Below are 17,328 nucleotides of genomic sequence, written 5' to 3'. Positions count from 1 at the left end.
AAAGTTTGGTTACCAACCGCGACCCACAAAGCTAGCTTCTCGAGGTGTCACGCAACGGGCCTTGCGATACAAACGCACGATGCAGTTGGTTCGAAATCAAGTGCTCGTTGACGGTGACCATTATTCCAAAACAAAGGAGTGCGAAATGTCGCAACCGTCAAATCACCCGTCACCCGTCCGACAGCTGCAGGTTCCGCCCGAAAGTGCGTTCCATACCGGCAAGAAGGGTGCTGAGGAACTGGTTCCCTCGCGATACGCGGTCAAGATCGGCGACATCGACGTGATGGTTGTCAGCGACGGCGTCTTGCCACTGCCGACGGTGATGATGGGGCATAATGCCGACCCTACTGTTCGCGCCAACTGGATGGTCGACCAGTTTCTTCCGCCGGATGCGTTCGACTGGCCATTGAACGCAGTGGTCGTTCGTAGTGGTTCGCAAACCGTCCTTCTGGATGCGGGATTGGGCCTTGATCCCGACCTCAACCTGCCGCGCGCGGGACAGTTGCTCCAGCGCCTTCAGCACGCAGACATCGAACTCGCTTCCGTCACCGATATCGTTCTGACCCACATGCATATGGACCACGTTGGTGGCCTGCTAGTCGAAGGCATCAAGGAGCGTTTGCATCCAAATCTTCGCATCCATGTCGCAGCCGCCGAGGTAGCGTTTTGGGAGTCGCCGGACTTCACCAAGACGAAGATGCCAGAAGGGTTCCCGGACGCGCTCAAGGCGACCGCCAAGAGCTTTTTGGCGCAGTATAGAGCAAATCTGGTGCCGTTTGATGACCAAGTCGAAGTCGCGCCGGGAGTCGTTGCCCACCGAACCGGTGGTCACACCCCGGGTCACTCAATCATCCGTGTTGCATCGGGGGACGAGGCCCTAACCTTCGCCGGCGACGCGATCTTTGCGGTCGGCTTTGACCAGCCCAATTGGCACAATGGTTTTGAACACGACCCTGAGGAGGCCGCACGTGTCCGCATTGATCTCCTCCGCAAACTCGCAGGAACTGGCGAGCTCCTCGTCGCAACCCACCTGCCCTTCCCGTCCCTCGGCCGTGTTGCCGTCGCCGGTGAGGTTTTCCGTTGGGTCCCGGTATTCTGGGACTACTAAGGATAACGGCGTTTCCGCGGAAACAATGCCGGTCGCCGCAGCGATGACACCTGCGAAACGAGGAAAATGCGGTGGCATTTGCGGCAGCAGTAGCTGTCCTAAATTCAATGCAAGCGCGGATGTCCGGCAATAGCCGGACATCCATTCTCCGTTCGGGCCAGCTGCATACACCTGCGTTTAGGTTCAACTAGCCGGCCAAAAGTGGAAAACACGACCCCTCCCCGGGCCTACGAGGTTGACGTGAGATGAGAAGATTGGCGGCGTGCTGCTGTGGTGAACTGACGGCAACTACGAATGGATCGCCAGCCATGGTCGTCCTCTGCCATTGCCAATCTTGCCAGCGTCGCACTGGCTCCGCCTTCGGTGTGGCTGTCCTGTTTAACTCAGAGAATGTGCAATGCTTCGGCGAAGGACGAGCATATACACGGGCTGGCGATAGTGGGCACAATGTAACATTCAAATTCTGCCCATCCTGCGGCACGACCGTCTATTGGATGCCAAACGCCTACCCCGGCCTGACGGCCATTGGTTTAGGTTGCTTCGAAGATCCTTCTGACCTTCAGCCTGAGAAGGTCGTGTATGGCCACCTGCGATACCCGTGGGTCACTCTGCAGGCTGACTAGCTGCCCCAAACCATGATGGTACCGAGCTTTTTGACCGCTCGGCGCGAACGCGATCTCGCACTCTGAGACGTCCATCCCTCCCAAGGCATCTACCTACCATGCGATATGGACTCGAAGATCGACGCGCCCTTGGAGCGGAATCGCGACCTTGCCTGTAGCGCCGTCGCAAACTACCGGCGAGACGCCTTCGCGCGCACTTTAACTAGATTTGTCCGATGCGCAGTCGCTCGGCTCTACAGCCGAGCATTCAGCGCCCGTGGAAGCAAACGCGACCGTTTTCGGGTTCAAGCAAAGTCGAAGGCCGCGCTAACAATGATCTCAACCCTGTCCCCAACGATCGGATATTTGGCACTGACACCGAACTCCGTTCGACTGATTACCGCCGTGGCTTCGAATCCAATTGTCGGTCCACCCTTAAACGGGTTTCGTCCCCCTCCGATGAAATCAACTCCAAAGGCTACCTGTCTGGCAACACCATGCAACGTGAAATAGCCCTCGAATACGGCGCGAGCGTCGCTAAGCATCTTGAGTCCGCGCCCGGTCAACGTGATGCTAGGAAAGCTGTCCGCGTCGAACCACTCGCCACTCCTTAGCTCCTCGTCGAGGTGTATGCTGTTGGTTTTGATTTGCGCGGTTGGCACACTGACCTCGAGCGAGGTGTTTTCTGGGTAGTCGGGGTCTATTTCGAGCCAGCCTACCGGGCTCAGAAACTCTCCCCAGTAATTGCTTACACCAAAATGCCGCACTTTGAAGAGCACCCGGGTGTGGATCGGATCGACCAGATAGCGGCCCGCGACAATCTTGTGAGGGTTGGTGTCGATGGACAGAGTCTGCGTCGCGTTATCGGTCAAGGGCTTGTCCTTTCGAGATCAAGATGCTTGGACTGGGCGACCAATTACCAAGCGATCTCGAAATTTAACCAGCAATTCGCTGATCGCGTGAGCCAAACAATGGTTTACGTTGACGCCATCGCGTCCTCCAGACCCGACGATCAAAAAGCTCGCTCCAAAACATCGGTAGCCAAGTATGCCGAGGGTGGCATCGAAGCAATTGTCGCAGACACGACTTCTTCGCGAACGGACTGCAAGGATGTGACCATTCGGAAGTAGGCCTCGACGAGAGGCAAATCCTCCCAAAGCACAGCCAGGCCCAGATAACGGAGCCTTACCAAACTGACAGCCCAGAAGATATCAGCGAGACTGAGGCTATCGGAGCACAACCAATCTGTTGTGCTCCGCTCAAGGTCGTGGTTAAGCTCTACAAGCCGGTCACGCGTGGAAGTCCGGAGGATTTTCTGGAAGGCCGCGTCGAACTGCAGCGTCTTGCCGCCACTCTCCTTCGATATTTTGGCTCGGTAAGCCTGAATGAGCGCCGGGTCGTCCGAATTGCTGGAAATGAGTGCGTTAAGCGCTTCGATCTTTTCGTCGTAGACGGTCCTCATACCGTCCTTGATTAGTGCTGGACGCCGGTCACTGTCCGGATGGAAGCCATACAGGAGCCCAGGATGCGGCGTGAGATCGACTGCCTCCAATTGGCGAAGCACCTTCTGTCTGTCTTCCTGCACCTTCGGCATTAGCGAACCCGCCCCCGGAATGGCCGCATCGATATGAATGCAAATGCGTAAAGAGTCTACGATCACCTCTCCGGTCTTGAGGTCGACCAAGGTCGGCACAGCGCATGCATCCAAGCCGCAACTCGATACTGACGACACTCCGGAGTAAGCGTCCGCAAGCACTCCAGAACCGGCAGCCTGGCCGAGGCGTCTTAGTCGGACATAGTCAGGACCGTAATTTTCTGCTGCAATCAGTTTACCTTCTTGGTTACGGCTCGCGAGTATGAGCATCTCGTTAGACTCGTAAGCTACGCCTCGCTGCGATAGGGTCGCTCGCACCTTCTGTGAACAAAACGACATCGCTGCATGGAAAAGCACAAAGCGTCCCTTTTCAAGGCCCTCGGAACTCCGCTCCACGCCGGCACGCTCGCTGTCAGCTATACATTCTCTCGCCTTCGCGACCATCGACTTCAATTGAATTTCCTGCATGTCGTATCCCCTAGTGTCGCACCACGAGCTGCCCGAAATCGGCGGCAGACCTCGACACTGTTGTTGGCGTTTCGATGAAGGACGCCAGCTGCGAGGCTGGCGTTTCGTTAGGCCACCAGCCCGCGAGCGGTCCAGACTTCGGGAAACGGAATCTCTTCCATAGTGGGGAGGAGCCACTGGATCGCATCGACGCCGTGATACGCGGGCCGGGAGCCAAATGTCCGGCGCGTTGCCATGAGGTGTAGATATTTCCAGTTGGTGAATTCCACCGCAATGTCGGCAAGCAGTTCGGCCAAAGCCCGCCAATGGTCTGCAGGATCGTCATTTCGATAGATCTCTGCCCATATAGCTTCGACCTCTTTGCTAGGTTTGTAAGCCTCGGCGTAGGCCGGTTTCAGACAGGCTTGGGGCACAGGTTTCCCGTCGCGCGCCAGCGCGGCCAGAATGTCGTCGTATATACTCGGCGAGTTTAACCGCTCTGTTAGCTGTCGATGTCTCTGCGGTTGCGGCTCGAAGTGCTCAAGCGACGGACGGTCTTTCACTCCAAGAAGGAAGGTCATCTCACGGAACGTCCAGCCCTGCAGGGCAGTGTCCTTGCCGTGCTTGGCGCTCAGGCCTTTTAGGATGGGCATCAGCTCTGCCGGCGTGAGCCAGGAAAGCGAACGCCAGTTGGCATTGAACGCCTCCATGTGGCTGACGATGCGCCGTAGAATCCGGTTCGTCGCCGCGATCTGATCACGACGTAACTCGGCCTGCGCGGTTATTAGTTCTCGGGTGATGAGCGCCCAGTAGATCTCGCTAATCTGCACGTTAGCGAGAAACGCAGGCTCGGCAGGACTGTCGCTAACAAAGTCCTGCAGCGTATGGAGGACTTCAGTCTGGACGTATCTGCTGTAAGGCGTATGGCCGTCACTACGGATCGGCTGGCTAGTCCCGGTATCATTCATTGTTCCGTCCTCTTGTTTTGGCTTGTCGCCACCGGCTGTTCGCATCCGGTACAGGGCAGCGTATGACCAATTCTTGGGGTCGGACAGGCAGCCGTTCTTCGACTCAGCGTTCAAAAAGCTGGACGATGTCGGCCAAGTGGCATGCGGCCGACTTGGGCGGCCGCATGCCATGGGTGATTACGCGAGGCCAGCCTTGTCGAGGCCAAATGCCTTGTCGGCGGAGCCTGGAACTGCACGGAACGCGACGCTCGCGCGGTTCCAGCTGTTGATGACCATAATCTGGAACGTCAGGTCGGAGATTTCCTTTTCCGAGAGCTGGCCGCGAACCCTTTCGTAGATTTCGTCAGAAACGCCGCCTTCGGGCAGCTTCGTCAGCGCTTCGGTCCATGCCAGTGCGGCACGTTCGCGGGGGCTGAACAAGGTGGACTCGCGCCATGCCGCAAGGTGATAGAGTCGCAATTCGCGTTCGCCGTGGATCTTGGCTTCCTTCGAATGCATGTCCAGGCAGAATGCGCATCCGTTGATCTGTGAGGCACGGATGTCGACCAGATCGAGGATGGATTGCTCGATGGAGCCCTTCTTCACTTCCATGCTGAAGCCCATGAGGCTCTTGAAGAGCTCGGGCGAGAGCTGTGCGTAGTTGATCCGCTGTGTCATCGTCTTCTTCCACTTAAAAGTTCATTGAGCACCCGCACCACTTTCAAGTCCGCGGGCCGGATGAACCGTGGGGTACGATGCTCCGTCAGGATAGCTATACACGCGTTTATGTTACGCACATGATGTGTTCCCGGCGGGTGTCGCGCCGCCGGGAACACAGACTTTCATGCCGCGAGGAGTTCGGTCGTCGGTCCGAAGAATTCATAGTGAATTCTGCCGGGAGGGATGCCCTCTTTCAGAAGGCCGGTGACCATGGACGACAAAAAGCCCTTGGGACCGCAGATATAGAAGTCCGCTGTATCGAACGGTGTATTCTCCTTGAGCCATGGAACGGTGATGAACCCGTCGTGGTCATGGGACAATCCGACGGCGTCGTCCGCGGTCGGCTCGCTGTAAAACGTATGCACGGTCGCACGGCCGTGATCGGTCGCCAGCTTGCGGACATGACGGTCCATTGCGTGTGTCTGACTGTTTAGCGCACCGTGCACGAAATGCGTCTCCAGTTCGGGATATTCAGAGGAGATCGCCCCGAGGATACTCACCATAGGCGTCAACCCCACACCACCCGAGAGAAGTACAATGGGTTTCGACGGTTCGTCCGGCAAGTAGAAGTCTCCGGCGGGCGGGGTGACTTCGAGAATGGAACCAACATCCATAGCGTCGTGCAAATACTTCGACCCTCCCTGCCCGTTCATTTCGCGCTTCACTGAGATCCGATACGATTCATTATTCGGAGCGCTCGATATCGAGTAATTGCGCTTAACGGTCTCTCCCGGCGCAATCGCAAATCGAACTGTCAGATATTGGCCTGGCTTCTGGCGCAAGATCGGACCTCCGTCCACCGGTCGCAGAGTGAACGAGGTGACTACACTGCTTTCCTTCACCTTAGCCTCGATCCGGAACCTACGCCAACCGCTCCATCCTCCGGTTTGCGCCTCGAGTTGGTTTCGGATTTCGAGCTCCCGTTCCTTTAGAATGTCCGCCAGAAACCAGTACGCCTCGCCCCAGGCCTCGAGGAGCTCTGGCGTGGCGGCTTCCCCCAATACGTCTGCAATAGCCGAGAGCAGTGCCTTGGCAACGAACGGATAATGCTCGGGTAATATGTGATATCCGATATGTTTGTGTGCTATCCGCTCGACCACCGGGACGAGGGCTTCAAGATTTTCGATGTTCTGCGCGTAGGCCAATATTGCTCCGGCCAGCGCCTTGACTTGAGATCCTCCTTCTCCCTGGTTTGCATGATTGAAGAGTTCACGGATGTGTTCGTCCTGGAACAGGATCGAATACATCCGACGGGTGATTTCGGCTCCGTGTGCCGCAAGGGCGGGAACACTGAGTTTGACGAGTTCGATCGTTCGTGGTGACAACGGCTTTGGCATGGATATTCCTTTCTTTTCAATGAACCAGAGTGGCCGGGTTTCGGTCGTAGAATTCGAACGTGAGGGCGACTGGGCCTGCTATTTCCAGACGGTGCGGCGTGTCAGGTCTTACCACCACCGCCGTTCCGGCCCCGATCAAGCGACCGTTTGACGACTCGCCTTCGAAGTAGCGGATGTCACCCGTGCTAACACGGACGACTGCCCATGTTTTCTGGTCAAGGCGGTGTCCACGAAGAAGAACAGGCGGCAGGTTCTGATGGGTAAACTCGCACGACGTTTTGTATGGGCGCAGGTCCGAGGCTTGAGGGGCTGTCTCACGTGTACCGAACATCGCCATCCGAAATCGGGTGGCAATTCTGGCAGCCTTGGCCTGCAGTAACGACGCTTCTTCGGAGGTAAGCATCTCGCTTGTCGTCGCCTTCCACAGCGTGAGCCAGCGTTCAAACATTTCGGGCTTGAAGCGGTTCATATGAATGAGGTGCATTGCCAGCGGATTTCCCTTGTACTGGCCAGTCATCAACGTCACCGATGACCAGAACTCGCTGAGCCTGGCCAAGTGTTCGTCCCAATCCTCAACGACGGAGAAAACTGGCCCGAGCTGTCCGTCGACGCGAACACGGTCATAGAACCGCCGAACCACCTGCTCGATTTTTTTCTGGTCGAGTCCTGCCATTGAGTGCTCCTAAACATTCATTCGACATGCATGTATATCCGCAACGAAAAAGATGCTATCTACATGCATGTTTTTTGAGTTGGTCTTTTTGACGCAGGAACCGTAATGCGCCTCACCCGCTACACTGACTACGCGATACGAGTTTTGATATTTCTGGGAGCAAGAGATGGCGAGATATGCTCGATCCGCTCTATTGCCGCAACCTTCTCAATCTCGCAAAACCATCTGATGAAAGTGGTACAGGACCTAGCTGCCGCGGGCTTCATCAATTCCGTTCGTGGGCGCAACGGCGGCCTGCGGCTCTCACGCGAGGCCGCGGACATCAATCTGGGAACCCTACTCCGACATACGGAGGGCATCACTGACTTATTGGACTGTCCTGCCTGCATGGTCAGAAGCGGCTGCGGAATGCCCAGCATCCTGTCTGAAGCTACCGCCGCATTCATCGGAGTTTTTGATAAGTACACTGTCGCCGATCTCGTTCGGCGTAGAGAACTGCTCCGCTCGCTGCTTTCGGCGTGAGCACCACGCTCACCTGTACGAACAATATGGTTGCAGCTGCAACATTGATGGTCAGCTGAATTCGAATTCTTGGTGGCCTAACCGCCTGTTTTTGATACGAAATGCCGTCCACTCTCACGACTTCGACGGCGGGTTCAGCGTCTGTAATTTCCAGCTAGGCACAAGCTCGCGTTTCTAGCCGTCAGGTGCGCAACGGGGGATTTCAATCTCCGGCAGGCTGAGATCGAGGATCTGATCAGGCCTTCGCGTGTTCCGTCGCCCGGCCGAACGCCGTGTCCGAACGTCCACATAATTCTCAGAGGCACATAGGAAAGGTAGCCCCATGATTTCCGCGATATCTTTGGCTCGCAGTTACTCCGCAAGGCTCGCACTTGGCGTCCTGCAAAACAAATCGTCCACGGAAGCGAACACCAGCCCTGCATCCAAACTTCTCAACTCGCTAAACTTCAGTGACAGCACGTCGACCCGCCTCGACTCCAAAACGCTCTCAGTAATTCTGCAGGCTTTGCACAATCGCGGTGATGGAGTTGCCGTCGGAGACAACACTCAACAGAACACGACCGGATCGATCAGCTCAAGCGACTTTATGACGAAACTAAAGGCCCGGTTTGCAGACGGCGCTAGTAACCCGATAAGTTACGTTAACAATCAGAACATGCTCAAGGCAATGAAAGACGGAGCGCTTACCGTCACAAATCCCACAACTGGGGAAACGGTGACTGCCTATGAGCCCGACGGCAACAAGAGCGCCCCTAAGCCGGACAAAGGCGACCCGAAGGCCTGGAACAAGTTCCTGGATGAGCACTTGAAACGCGATGCCAATGGCAACTTTTCAAAATCACCAGATGGGTCCTACATCGATGCAAAAACTGGACAGAACGCTTATTTCGACAAGATTGACGGCAATTACTATTATTTCACATGGCCCGGAAAAATGTCGACGGACGTCTAACTGACGGTGCCGGCCTTGCGTAACAACCGCAATAGAACGTTGGTTTACCTCCGTTTAGGGGCCGGATCGTCTAAAATCGGCGTATGTCCACCGAGCCAAGCACGCAGTCCGACCTAACCGTCGAAGCAGACACATCCTTCGCCGCATCGATAGCCGCTGCGATTATCGGTGGCCCTCACATCGTGACAGAGGAACTGCATTCCGACGTTGGCCGCAAATGGTATCGGGCGACATCGCCGAACGGCCGGGCCGTTCTTGTTGTCGTGGCGGATGTCGACCCCTCCTCGAGCAGGGAGGAGGAGTTGACTCAAGAGCTCGAACTACTCCGCCTCTTCGCCAATAGCCCAGCGATATTGCATCCGCTCGACATCAGTGTAGGAGCCAAACGGGCCGGAATGGCGCTGGAGGACCCCGGGGGCATCCCGCTCGGCGGGGTCCTCCGAACAGTCGAATGGCAGTCCAGTTCTTTCTTCGGTCGCAAGCTGGAGCTGGCTTGCCTTATCGCCGGGGCGCTGCGCCAAGTTCACGAGACAGGATTAATCCATGGCGACGTGCGGCCCGAGAATTGCTTTCTCGAGACATCAGGTAAGGTCGCACTGACCGGTTTCGGTCGGGCAGGCCGGACCATAAACTCTGTTCGGTCATCGTTCGGAACGCCAGCATATATGTCCCCTGAAGAGACAGGCAGGACAAACCGCCACCCTGATCAACGCAGCGATCTCTACAGCTTAGGCGTGACGTTGTTTGAGCTGCTTACTGGGACCCTGCCATTCTTCGCGTCGGACCCATTGGACTGGGCGCATCGACATCTGGCTACGCGCGCCCCCAAACCCAGCCTCAGGTCTGACGGGCTCCCCGAACAGCTCGACGCCATCTTGCTCAAGTTGCTGGAGAAGGATCCGGATCATCGATATCAGTCTGCCAAAGCGGTGGAAAGCGACCTCAGACGCTGCGCAACTGAATGGGCCGCCGAAGGGAAAGTTGAACGCTTTCCCGTTGCGCGGGGAGATCTACTCAGGCGCTCGGGCTACGAAGCGGCTTTGTACGGACGCGATGTGGCCCGACAGCTACTCCTGAACTCGGCAGAACGGGTAGCAGCAGGATCGGATAGCGAAGTGGTGATCGTTACCGGGGTCGCGGGTATCGGAAAGTCGTCCCTCGTCGCGGGCATCCAGCAGACGCTTGTAGGGCGGGGCTTCCTCTTCGCAGAAGGAAAATTTGATCAAAACAGATGGGGAACCCCTTACGCCACAATTGTTCAGGCATTTCGGGGGCTCGTTCGACAATTGCTGGCGAAGGACGAGTCGGAACTCCTGGAATGGCGGGAGAACTTTACCACGGCTCTGGGAGAGAATGCGGGACTGATGATCGATCTCGTCCCCGAGCTTGTACATTTAATTCGGAATCATCCGCCCATTCCGGCCGCTGAGCTTTCTACCGCCGCAGTGAGGTTCAGATACCTGTTCAAAGCCTTCCTGAGTGTCTTTGCCACCGCCGAGCATCCGCTCGTAGTTTTTTTCGACGACCTGCAATGGCTCGATCCGGCGACCTTGGATCTGATCCAAGGCCTCGCAACAGAGCATCAGCTCCAACACACGCTTCTGGTCGTCGCATACCGTGATGACGAAGTCGATCCAACGATCGCCACCGTCTTGCGCAATGTAAGGCAAATGCCTGGCCGTGTCACGGAGATCAGGCTCGAGAAACTATCGAACGCCGACCAACAGCGGCTGTTGGCAAATGTATTGTCGTGCGCTTTAGAACGCGTTGAAACCCTGGCTGCCATCGTTAACGAGAAGACGGACGGAAATCCGTTTTTCACCTTCCAGTTTATTCGACAGCTAGCCACCGATGGCTTGCTAGTATTCCAAGCCGAAAGTTCGGAATGGGGTTGGAACGATAGAGAAGTCGCAAATCGAAGCGTTACTCAGAACGTGGCCCAACTTCTTGGACTTCAACTAGACGGGCTGCCGGACAGAACAAGGGCCGCACTCGGAATTCTGTCGCTCTTGGGCAGCACGACCGACATCAACACAGCCACACTCGCACTGGGAATGCAGGTCAACGAACTGGAGCCGACTTTGCGGCCGGCCGTCGAAGCGGGCATGGTGCGGATGTCATCCGATAACGTCTTTTTCATTCACGACCAGATTCAGATGGCTGCCTACGTTTCGATAGATAGTTCGGAGCGTGCCAAAGAACATCTGAGGATAGGACGCCTCCTGCTTGCCACCGCCGACATCAGTGAGTTTGATGAAAGAGTTTACGAGATCGCCGGCCACTTCGACAAAGCACTGGATTGCATCTCCGACAACCAGCGAGTAGCCGTCGCCAAGGTCTTCATTGCAGCAGGCGAACGAGCGAAACATGCAAGTGCCTACACGTCCGCGCAGGCCTATTACGAAAAAGGGATATCTGTCCTAAATCGCGAAAGCGCGGAGAGCCACGAGCTTACCTTCAAACTGCGATTGGGCTTGGCTGAATGCGATATTGTCACTGGAAACCTATCGTCCGCCGAAATGCGGCTCGCGGCGCTGAGTGAAGCGACAAGCGCCTTCGCGGACCGGGCAGAGGTGATATGCCTGATGGTGCTGCTGTTCTTTACGACAGGACGAAATGTCGAGGCGGTGGAAACCGGGGTCGAATTCTTAGTGACTGCTGGCATCCAATGGCCCTCAAAACCAGAACACGCGGAGGTGGTCTGCGAATTCGAAGAGCTTCATCGGCTTTTGATCGAACGACCGATCGAGAACCTCCTTTTCGCTCCCGAAATGGCTGATCCCCACATAGCGTCTTGTATGGCGGTAATGACCGAAGTCTTCCCCGCGGCCTATGCAGTGGACCGACGGCTGATGGAATTCCTTCTGCTACGCATGACTGTACTCAGTTTGCAACACGGCTTATGCGACAGCTCGAGCGTCGCCTTTTCCGCGTTAAACATGGCACTGGGCGCTCAATTCGGTGACTACGCAACGGCTTACAGGTTTGGGGAGCTCTCGCGAAAGCTCGTCGATCGGGGCCGTGGTGGAAGATACAAGGCACGCGTATACGCACTGTTTGCGGGCTTCGCGGTCCCTTGGATCAAACCACTGAGTTATAGTACTCCCCTCACCGAAGAGGCGTTTCGGATCAGCACGTCAACCGGCGATCTAGCCTTCGCCGCCTACAACGCCCGAAACGATATCACGCATCGACTGATGTCGGGCAAACCGCTGCCTGACGTGCAAAAGGTGACGGAAGAAACGCTGGCGTTCGCACGAACCGTGGAGCTTGGAATTCCGCACGAAAACTTCTTCAGCCAAGCGCGGTTCATAAAGAAGCTAAGGGGACTTCCCACCGAAGGGAGTGATGATGTCGACAGTTGGGCGACCGGGCATAGCAACCCACAACCTCGTAACGCAATGATGATCAGTTACCACTGGGTTTTTCGCCTGATCGAAGATTATCTGACGGAAGATTTCCCAGCCGCTCGGGAAGCCGTCTCGCGCGTCGAGCCGATCAAATGGGCAATGCGATCCTCGATCGAGGAAGCCGAGTTCGAATTCTACGCTGGCCTTAACGCTGCCGCATTGGCAGTTCGCGACGTCATACCTAGCGGTCGCCGCGAGCAGCATCTCGAAGACCTTCGCCGGCGTCACGCCCGCCTAGAGGCGTGGGCAAGCGGATGTGAAACGACTTTCGCTTGCCGTGAATCTCTGCTTGGTGCCGAGATAGCACAACTGGAGGGGAACAGTGTTGATGCGCAGTCACTCTACGAGAGGGCTATCCGGGGTGCCAGGGCAAACGGATTCCTCCAAGTAGAGGCCATCGCCAGCGAGCTCGCAGGCCGGTTCTATGTCACCCACGGATTGGACATCGCGGCGGAAGCCTACTTGAAGCGCGCGAGGGAGGCTTTCTCCCGATGGGGCGCGGTTGCGAAAGTGAGACTCCTCGATTTCCGTTTTATCAACCTGACCAACCGTGAATCCCTACCTCAATCACACGCGTCGCTGGCTTTGCCTGTCGCCTCGCTGGATATCGATGCAGTCGGCAAGGCTTCGCGCGTATTGTCGAGCGAGACCATACTCGCCAGTCTTATCGAAAAGCTGATGAAACTCGTCGTACTGAATTCGGGGGCCGAGCGCGGCGTTTTGATGCTCCTATCAGGAAACGACCTGTACATAGAAGCGACGGCCGTCACCGGGGAAACCGAAATCGAAGTCCAACAGAATAGGAGGCGATGTGCTGGGTCCGAGCTTCCGTCGTCGGTTCTCAACTACGTGCTGCGCACCAAGTCTCCCGTCGCCTTGCACGACACGGCGGTCGGAATGTTCGATCCCGGTGACGAATACTTCCACGCGAACCAACCACAATCGATCCTATGTGTGCCCGTATTCAATGCAACGAGTCTAATCGGTCTTCTCTACGTCGAGAACAAGATCGTCTCCGATGTCTTCTCGGAGGATCGGACCTCGGTCCTGGACTTCCTCGCCTCGCAGGCGGGAATATGGCTTGGGAATGCAAGACTTTACTCGGAACTCCAACGCAGCGAGGCTTGGTTACGTGAGGCGCAGCGCCTGAGCCGCACAGGTAGTTTTTACTGGAGCGACGAACTCGATAGGCTCGAATGCTCCGAGGAAATCTATCGCATCTGTTGCCTTCCCCACGATCACCCGCTGACCATTTTCCAGCTCGGAGAGCTCATTCATCCTGCGGAGCGGTCGGATTTCCACCAGTTGGTCGAAAACGCCCGGCATCTCGGCACGGAAATCGATCGTCAATTCAAACTACAATTGCACGACGGAAGCATCCGCGACGTCCGTCTCGTTACACGAACGGCAAACGACCCCGCCGGTGGCCGCAGGCGTCTTGGCTCCCTACAGGACGTCAGCGAAATGCAGCGAACGCAGGATGTTCTCGCGCGCATCAGTGCAGAACTCGCGCATGTCTCGCGCACCGCCACGCTGGGAGTACTGGCCGCGTCGATCGCACACGAAGTCAGTCAGCCTTTACTAGGCGTTGTAGCAAACGCCGAAACCTGCCAGATCATGCTTAACTCAGAGCCTCCAGATCTCGATGGCGCGCGGCGTACGGCGGCCCGCAGCCTCAGGGATGGAAACCGCGCGGCCGAGACTATCAGGCGTTTGCGCAGCTTGTTCGGCAACAGGACGCCTACTGTCGAGCCTTTTGATTTAAACGACGTGGTGCGCGAGGTGCTTGCGCTTGCCGGTAGCGAACTTCAGGCTCATGGTATCCTGCTCAAATCCTCGTTTGAACACGGATTGCCCGCTGCCTCCGGGGACAGGGTTCAGGTGCAGCAAGTTGTGCTGAACATCCTGCTCAATGCGGTAGATGCCGTTCAGTGTCAGCCCGGTGGCCAGCGCGTCGTTAGCGTCTCCTCCAGATCTTATGGCAGTGACGAAATCCGAATGGATATTAGCGACAATGGTTGTGGTATTGACGATGAAGACAACGAACGTCTATTCGAAGCCTTCTACACGACCAAGCAGAACGGCATGGGCGTTGGACTGTCGGTAAGCAAAGCGATCATCGACAGCGTTGGGGGACAAATCTGGGCGGCGACAAATTCGGGGGGCGGCGCGACCTTTTCTTTTACGCTCAAACGTGCCAGCAATTGGGCTGGCAAGCGACGCAGTATTGAAGAAAAAAGATCACTGCCAGACCGCAGCTCCTGACTGGAGACGTTATCGACATGCACTCCCGGCCGACCATCACGATCATCGACGACGATCAATCGGTGCGGGAATCGATGATCGATCTCCTTGAGGTTTTGGGCTTTTCACCGACCTCATATGAATCAGCCTTCGACTTCTTAGCTTCTCCGTCGCTCTCGCGGACAGATTGCTTATTGCTCGACATATCGATGCCTGGCATGAATGGGGTTGAGCTCAATGCGGAGCTGACGAGCCGTTCGATTGCCATCCCCGTGGTATTCATGACGGGACACGCACAGGAAGCGATCATTTCGGAGGCAAGATCAGCGGGGACATGCCTCTTCAAGCCGTTCAGCGGCAAGGAACTAAAGGCAGCAATCGAGGCTGCCATCGCCCAATAGTCTATGCTTGGCCCAACAGTTCCTGCTTTGGTTCCGACACGGCGAGGCCTAGCGGCAAAGTGAAGACGAACGCAGCTCCCGTCGGTTCGGCCTTCTCCGCCCACAGCCGCCCGCCATGAGCTTCAACAATCGACTTGCAGATGGCAAGGCCCATCCCCATGCCATCCGACTTCGTCGTAAAGAATGGTTCAAACACTCGTTCGGCGAACGCCAGTCCCGGCCCGCTATCGCGCACTTCAACCCTTACGGCATCCCCTTCCCGGCGGGCATCAATCGAGAGCCTTGCTCGGCCAGCGCCGTTATGTCCGGCCTCCAAGCCGTTTCGTATTAGGTTGACAAGGACCTGCTGAATCTGCACGCGGTCGAGTGAAATGCTCGGTAGATTTGGTTCTATCGTCACGTCCAGCAGCACATTTCTGCGGACCGCCTCTTCCACTAGCAATTCGCGCGCTGAACTGATGACCCGCTCGATAGAGCTCGGCTGCCTGGCCTCGTTGCTGTGTTTGAAAAGTGCACGCACGCGCTTGAAAACATCGGTCGTCGTCTCCGCGCTCCGTACCACCCGTTCCAGAGCTTTGAGTGCGCGCTCAACATTTGGCGGATCCGCTGTAAGCCAACGTTGACTTGCATCCGCACTCGAGACAATAGCTGCGAGGGGCTGCCCAACCTCGTGGGCTATCGAAGCAGTCAGCTCGGCAAGACTGGCCGCCTGGCTGGCGCGCTCGAGGTTTCGTTGGGCAAGGCCAAGTTGCTCCTGATCGCGCATCCAGTCGTCGATGTCGACACAGACGCCATTCCACTGAACAATCGTGCCCTCGGCATCGCGCATAGGCGCTGTGCGAGTTTCGACCCAGCGATACTTTCCGTCGTATCGCCTTAACCGATGTTTCATCACGTAAGGCTCGCCAGAGCGCAGTGAATGCCCGTAGCGCTGCCGCACAAGATCAAGGTCGTCAGGATGGATGATCGCATCGAGCGTTCCCTCCAGTCGAGATTCACGAATGCCATCTTTGTCCTCGATTCCAAAGCCGAGGAATTCCTGGAGCTTTCTGCTGCGATAAATCGGCATTCCTTCTGGCGTGGCGCAATAGATCATCGTCGGAAGGGTTTCGACGAGTTCCCTCAGTGCGCGCTCGCTTTCTCGCAGGCCTTCCTGAACCGCCATCTCGTCATCTACATCGATCAAGAGCCCGAACCATTCCGTGATGTGCCCATTGCCGTCGCGGAGAGGCTCGAACCGGCCATCTGTCCACCGGTAACCGCCGCCAGGAATCCTCCGGCGATACTTCACGGAAAACGCCTCACCGTTCTCGATGCCTCGCAATACCGCCCCTACTATTCCAACATCTCGCGGATGGACATATTGCAGAGCCGTCTTGACGAGCTCTGCAAGATTGGCGGTCGATAATCCGAGTTCGTCCAAGTACCGCCTGCTGACATAGAGAAGTTCGCCCTCGGGCGTCCAACTGCAGACGTGGACCGGAATGACGTCGATCAATTGCTGAAGGTGCCACTCACTCCGTTTAAGCGCCTCTTCCGTCCGAACCTGATCGTCAATATCAAGGCAGAGGCCGCTCCACTGCACAATGCGTCCATTGTGATCATGTAACGCGGCGGCTCTGCTCGACATCCAGCGATATATTCCGTCGTGCCGGCGAAGCCGATAGTCAGCTGAAAAAGCCTGCCCTGTAGATATCGATTGCACAAGTTCGGCGCGGAACCTCGCGCGGTCGTCAGAATGGACTGCGAGGTGAATCATTGCATCAAGGCGACTAGCGCCCGGTTGATCCAACGCATCGACGTCTATCCCCAGAAACTCGACCATCGGCCTGTTGAAAAACGTCGGCTCGCCATCAGGTCCCAACCTCCATAGATTGCTGGGGACTGAATTCACGATCTCGAGCAAGTCCACCTCTCCGTCCCGAAGCACCGCAGCAGCGTCACGCGCCTGACCTATGGATTCGCCTGCTGAGACGCACTTCAACGCCAAAGCCAGGCAGAGCGACGCGCCAAACAGCAGCGATACGTCTATGACTCCCGGCTCATGTCCAACAAATATCATCGCTAACACACAGCTGAGGAGTGCAGCGACTATACCAAATTGCATCCTCCGCAGAATTCGACCTCGGACCGAAACAAGCACCGTGGCGACGACGGGAAGAAAGCCCAGTGTTGTCCCGGCAAAAACCAAGACAACGACACCTAACGAAAGTCCGAGGGCGATAGCTAGAACAACTCGCTGACGACGGGACAAACCGCCAAGCCGGGTTACCGACTGCATTGTATTTCGTGGCATGGCCCTCAGCCGCGTTCAATTGGCAAAAAAACACCATCACGCTGCGCTGACGGTCAGGATTGCAAGGTAGCAGAT

The 17,328-nt window shown here is 56.6% G+C and carries 13 protein-coding genes; 6 read left to right on the top strand and 7 right to left on the bottom strand.

Annotation, left to right across the window (positions count from 1 at the left end):
* The first annotated feature begins 145 nt into the window (after positions 1 to 145).
* Together JNB88_RS09820 and JNB88_RS09815 are read left to right on the top strand one after the other, a co-directional pair.
* Complete coding sequence (locus tag JNB88_RS09820) at positions 146 to 1,108, top strand: MBL fold metallo-hydrolase (protein ID WP_220355295.1); 963 nt, start codon at positions 146 to 148, stop codon at positions 1,106 to 1,108.
* Positions 1,109 to 1,353: 245 nt separating this feature from the next.
* Entirely contained in the window at positions 1,354 to 1,731 is a 378-nt protein-coding gene (locus JNB88_RS09815; RefSeq protein ID WP_220355294.1) for a GFA family protein, read from the top strand.
* 284 nt (positions 1,732 to 2,015) lie between these two features.
* On the opposite strand, the gene JNB88_RS09810 is transcribed toward JNB88_RS09815, so the two are convergent.
* From JNB88_RS09810 to JNB88_RS09785, 6 genes are all read right to left on the bottom strand, one after another.
* Entirely contained in the window at positions 2,016 to 2,582 is a 567-nt protein-coding gene (locus tag JNB88_RS09810; protein WP_220355293.1) for a YceI family protein, read from the bottom strand.
* A 140-nt stretch (positions 2,583 to 2,722) separates the two neighbouring features.
* Positions 2,723 to 3,772, bottom strand: a complete 1,050-nt coding sequence (locus JNB88_RS09805; RefSeq protein ID WP_220355292.1) for a glutathione S-transferase family protein — start codon at positions 3,770 to 3,772, stop codon at positions 2,723 to 2,725.
* A gap of 107 nt (positions 3,773 to 3,879) precedes the next feature.
* Entirely contained in the window at positions 3,880 to 4,719 is an 840-nt protein-coding gene (locus tag JNB88_RS09800; protein ID WP_220355291.1) for a tryptophan 2,3-dioxygenase, read from the bottom strand.
* 177 nt (positions 4,720 to 4,896) lie between these two features.
* The gene (locus JNB88_RS09795; protein ID WP_184400668.1) at positions 4,897 to 5,376 is read right to left on the bottom strand and encodes a carboxymuconolactone decarboxylase family protein; all 480 of its coding nucleotides are present in this window, start codon (positions 5,374 to 5,376) and stop codon (positions 4,897 to 4,899) included.
* A gap of 164 nt (positions 5,377 to 5,540) precedes the next feature.
* Positions 5,541 to 6,755, bottom strand: a complete 1,215-nt coding sequence (gene hmpA, locus JNB88_RS09790; protein WP_220355290.1) for an NO-inducible flavohemoprotein — start codon at positions 6,753 to 6,755, stop codon at positions 5,541 to 5,543.
* A gap of 16 nt (positions 6,756 to 6,771) precedes the next feature.
* Positions 6,772 to 7,428 carry a TehB-like domain-containing protein gene (locus tag JNB88_RS09785; RefSeq protein ID WP_220355289.1) on the bottom strand — a complete coding sequence of 219 codons (657 nt, stop codon included), beginning with the start codon at positions 7,426 to 7,428 and terminating at the stop codon, positions 6,772 to 6,774.
* Between the two features lie 105 nt (positions 7,429 to 7,533).
* Here JNB88_RS09785 and JNB88_RS09780 point away from each other — a divergent pair, with 105 nt between their 5' ends.
* The 4 genes from JNB88_RS09780 to JNB88_RS09765 all read left to right on the top strand — a co-directional run bounded on the left by JNB88_RS09780 (position 7,534) and on the right by JNB88_RS09765 (position 14,957).
* The gene (locus tag JNB88_RS09780) at positions 7,534 to 7,950 is read left to right on the top strand and encodes an RrF2 family transcriptional regulator (protein ID WP_220355288.1); all 417 of its coding nucleotides are present in this window, start codon (positions 7,534 to 7,536) and stop codon (positions 7,948 to 7,950) included.
* Positions 7,951 to 8,272: 322 nt separating this feature from the next.
* A complete protein-coding gene (locus JNB88_RS09775; protein ID WP_220355287.1) occupies positions 8,273 to 8,902 on the top strand; it encodes a hypothetical protein in 630 nt (209 codons plus the stop codon).
* An 83-nt stretch (positions 8,903 to 8,985) separates the two neighbouring features.
* Positions 8,986 to 14,577, top strand: a complete 5,592-nt coding sequence (locus tag JNB88_RS09770) for a trifunctional serine/threonine-protein kinase/ATP-binding protein/sensor histidine kinase (protein WP_223217143.1) — start codon at positions 8,986 to 8,988, stop codon at positions 14,575 to 14,577.
* A gap of 17 nt (positions 14,578 to 14,594) precedes the next feature.
* The gene (locus JNB88_RS09765) at positions 14,595 to 14,957 is read left to right on the top strand and encodes a response regulator (protein WP_220355285.1); all 363 of its coding nucleotides are present in this window, start codon (positions 14,595 to 14,597) and stop codon (positions 14,955 to 14,957) included.
* A gap of 1 nt (position 14,958) precedes the next feature.
* Here the strand turns inward: JNB88_RS09765 and JNB88_RS09760 are convergent, their stop codons facing one another.
* Positions 14,959 to 17,019 (bottom strand): PAS domain-containing protein, encoded by a 2,061-nt coding sequence (locus tag JNB88_RS09760; protein ID WP_223217142.1) that lies wholly within the window; start codon positions 17,017 to 17,019, stop codon positions 14,959 to 14,961.
* Positions 17,020 to 17,328: the final 309 nt, after the last annotated feature.

Origin of the sequence: Rhizobium cauense (assembly GCF_019511525.1) — a bacterium.
In the GTDB taxonomy this organism is placed as follows: Bacteria; Pseudomonadota; Alphaproteobacteria; order Rhizobiales; family Rhizobiaceae; genus Rhizobium; species Rhizobium cauense.
The sequence above is the reverse complement of the archived record's forward strand: the minus strand, read 5'-3'. Positions and strand labels throughout refer to the sequence as shown.

What these genes read in the sequence shown, in the direction of transcription:
- JNB88_RS09820 (WP_220355295.1), top strand. Translation starts at nt 146, where the DNA reads ATGTCGCAACCGTCAAATCACCCGTCACCCGTCCGACAGCTGCAGGTT.
- JNB88_RS09815 (WP_220355294.1), top strand. Translation starts at nt 1,354, where the DNA reads ATGAGAAGATTGGCGGCGTGCTGCTGTGGTGAACTGACGGCAACTACG.
- JNB88_RS09805 (WP_220355292.1), bottom strand. Translation starts at nt 3,772, where the DNA reads ATGCAGGAAATTCAATTGAAGTCGATGGTCGCGAAGGCGAGAGAATGT.
- JNB88_RS09800 (WP_220355291.1), bottom strand. Translation starts at nt 4,719, where the DNA reads ATGAATGATACCGGGACTAGCCAGCCGATCCGTAGTGACGGCCATACG.
- JNB88_RS09795 (WP_184400668.1), bottom strand. Translation starts at nt 5,376, where the DNA reads ATGACACAGCGGATCAACTACGCACAGCTCTCGCCCGAGCTCTTCAAG.
- hmpA (WP_220355290.1), bottom strand. Translation starts at nt 6,755, where the DNA reads ATGCCAAAGCCGTTGTCACCACGAACGATCGAACTCGTCAAACTCAGT.
- JNB88_RS09785 (WP_220355289.1), bottom strand. Translation starts at nt 7,428, where the DNA reads ATGGCAGGACTCGACCAGAAAAAAATCGAGCAGGTGGTTCGGCGGTTC.
- JNB88_RS09780 (WP_220355288.1), top strand. Translation starts at nt 7,534, where the DNA reads ATGCGCCTCACCCGCTACACTGACTACGCGATACGAGTTTTGATATTT.
- JNB88_RS09775 (WP_220355287.1), top strand. Translation starts at nt 8,273, where the DNA reads ATGATTTCCGCGATATCTTTGGCTCGCAGTTACTCCGCAAGGCTCGCA.
- JNB88_RS09770 (WP_223217143.1), top strand. Translation starts at nt 8,986, where the DNA reads ATGTCCACCGAGCCAAGCACGCAGTCCGACCTAACCGTCGAAGCAGAC.
- JNB88_RS09765 (WP_220355285.1), top strand. Translation starts at nt 14,595, where the DNA reads ATGCACTCCCGGCCGACCATCACGATCATCGACGACGATCAATCGGTG.
- JNB88_RS09760 (WP_223217142.1), bottom strand. Translation starts at nt 17,019, where the DNA reads ATGATATTTGTTGGACATGAGCCGGGAGTCATAGACGTATCGCTGCTG.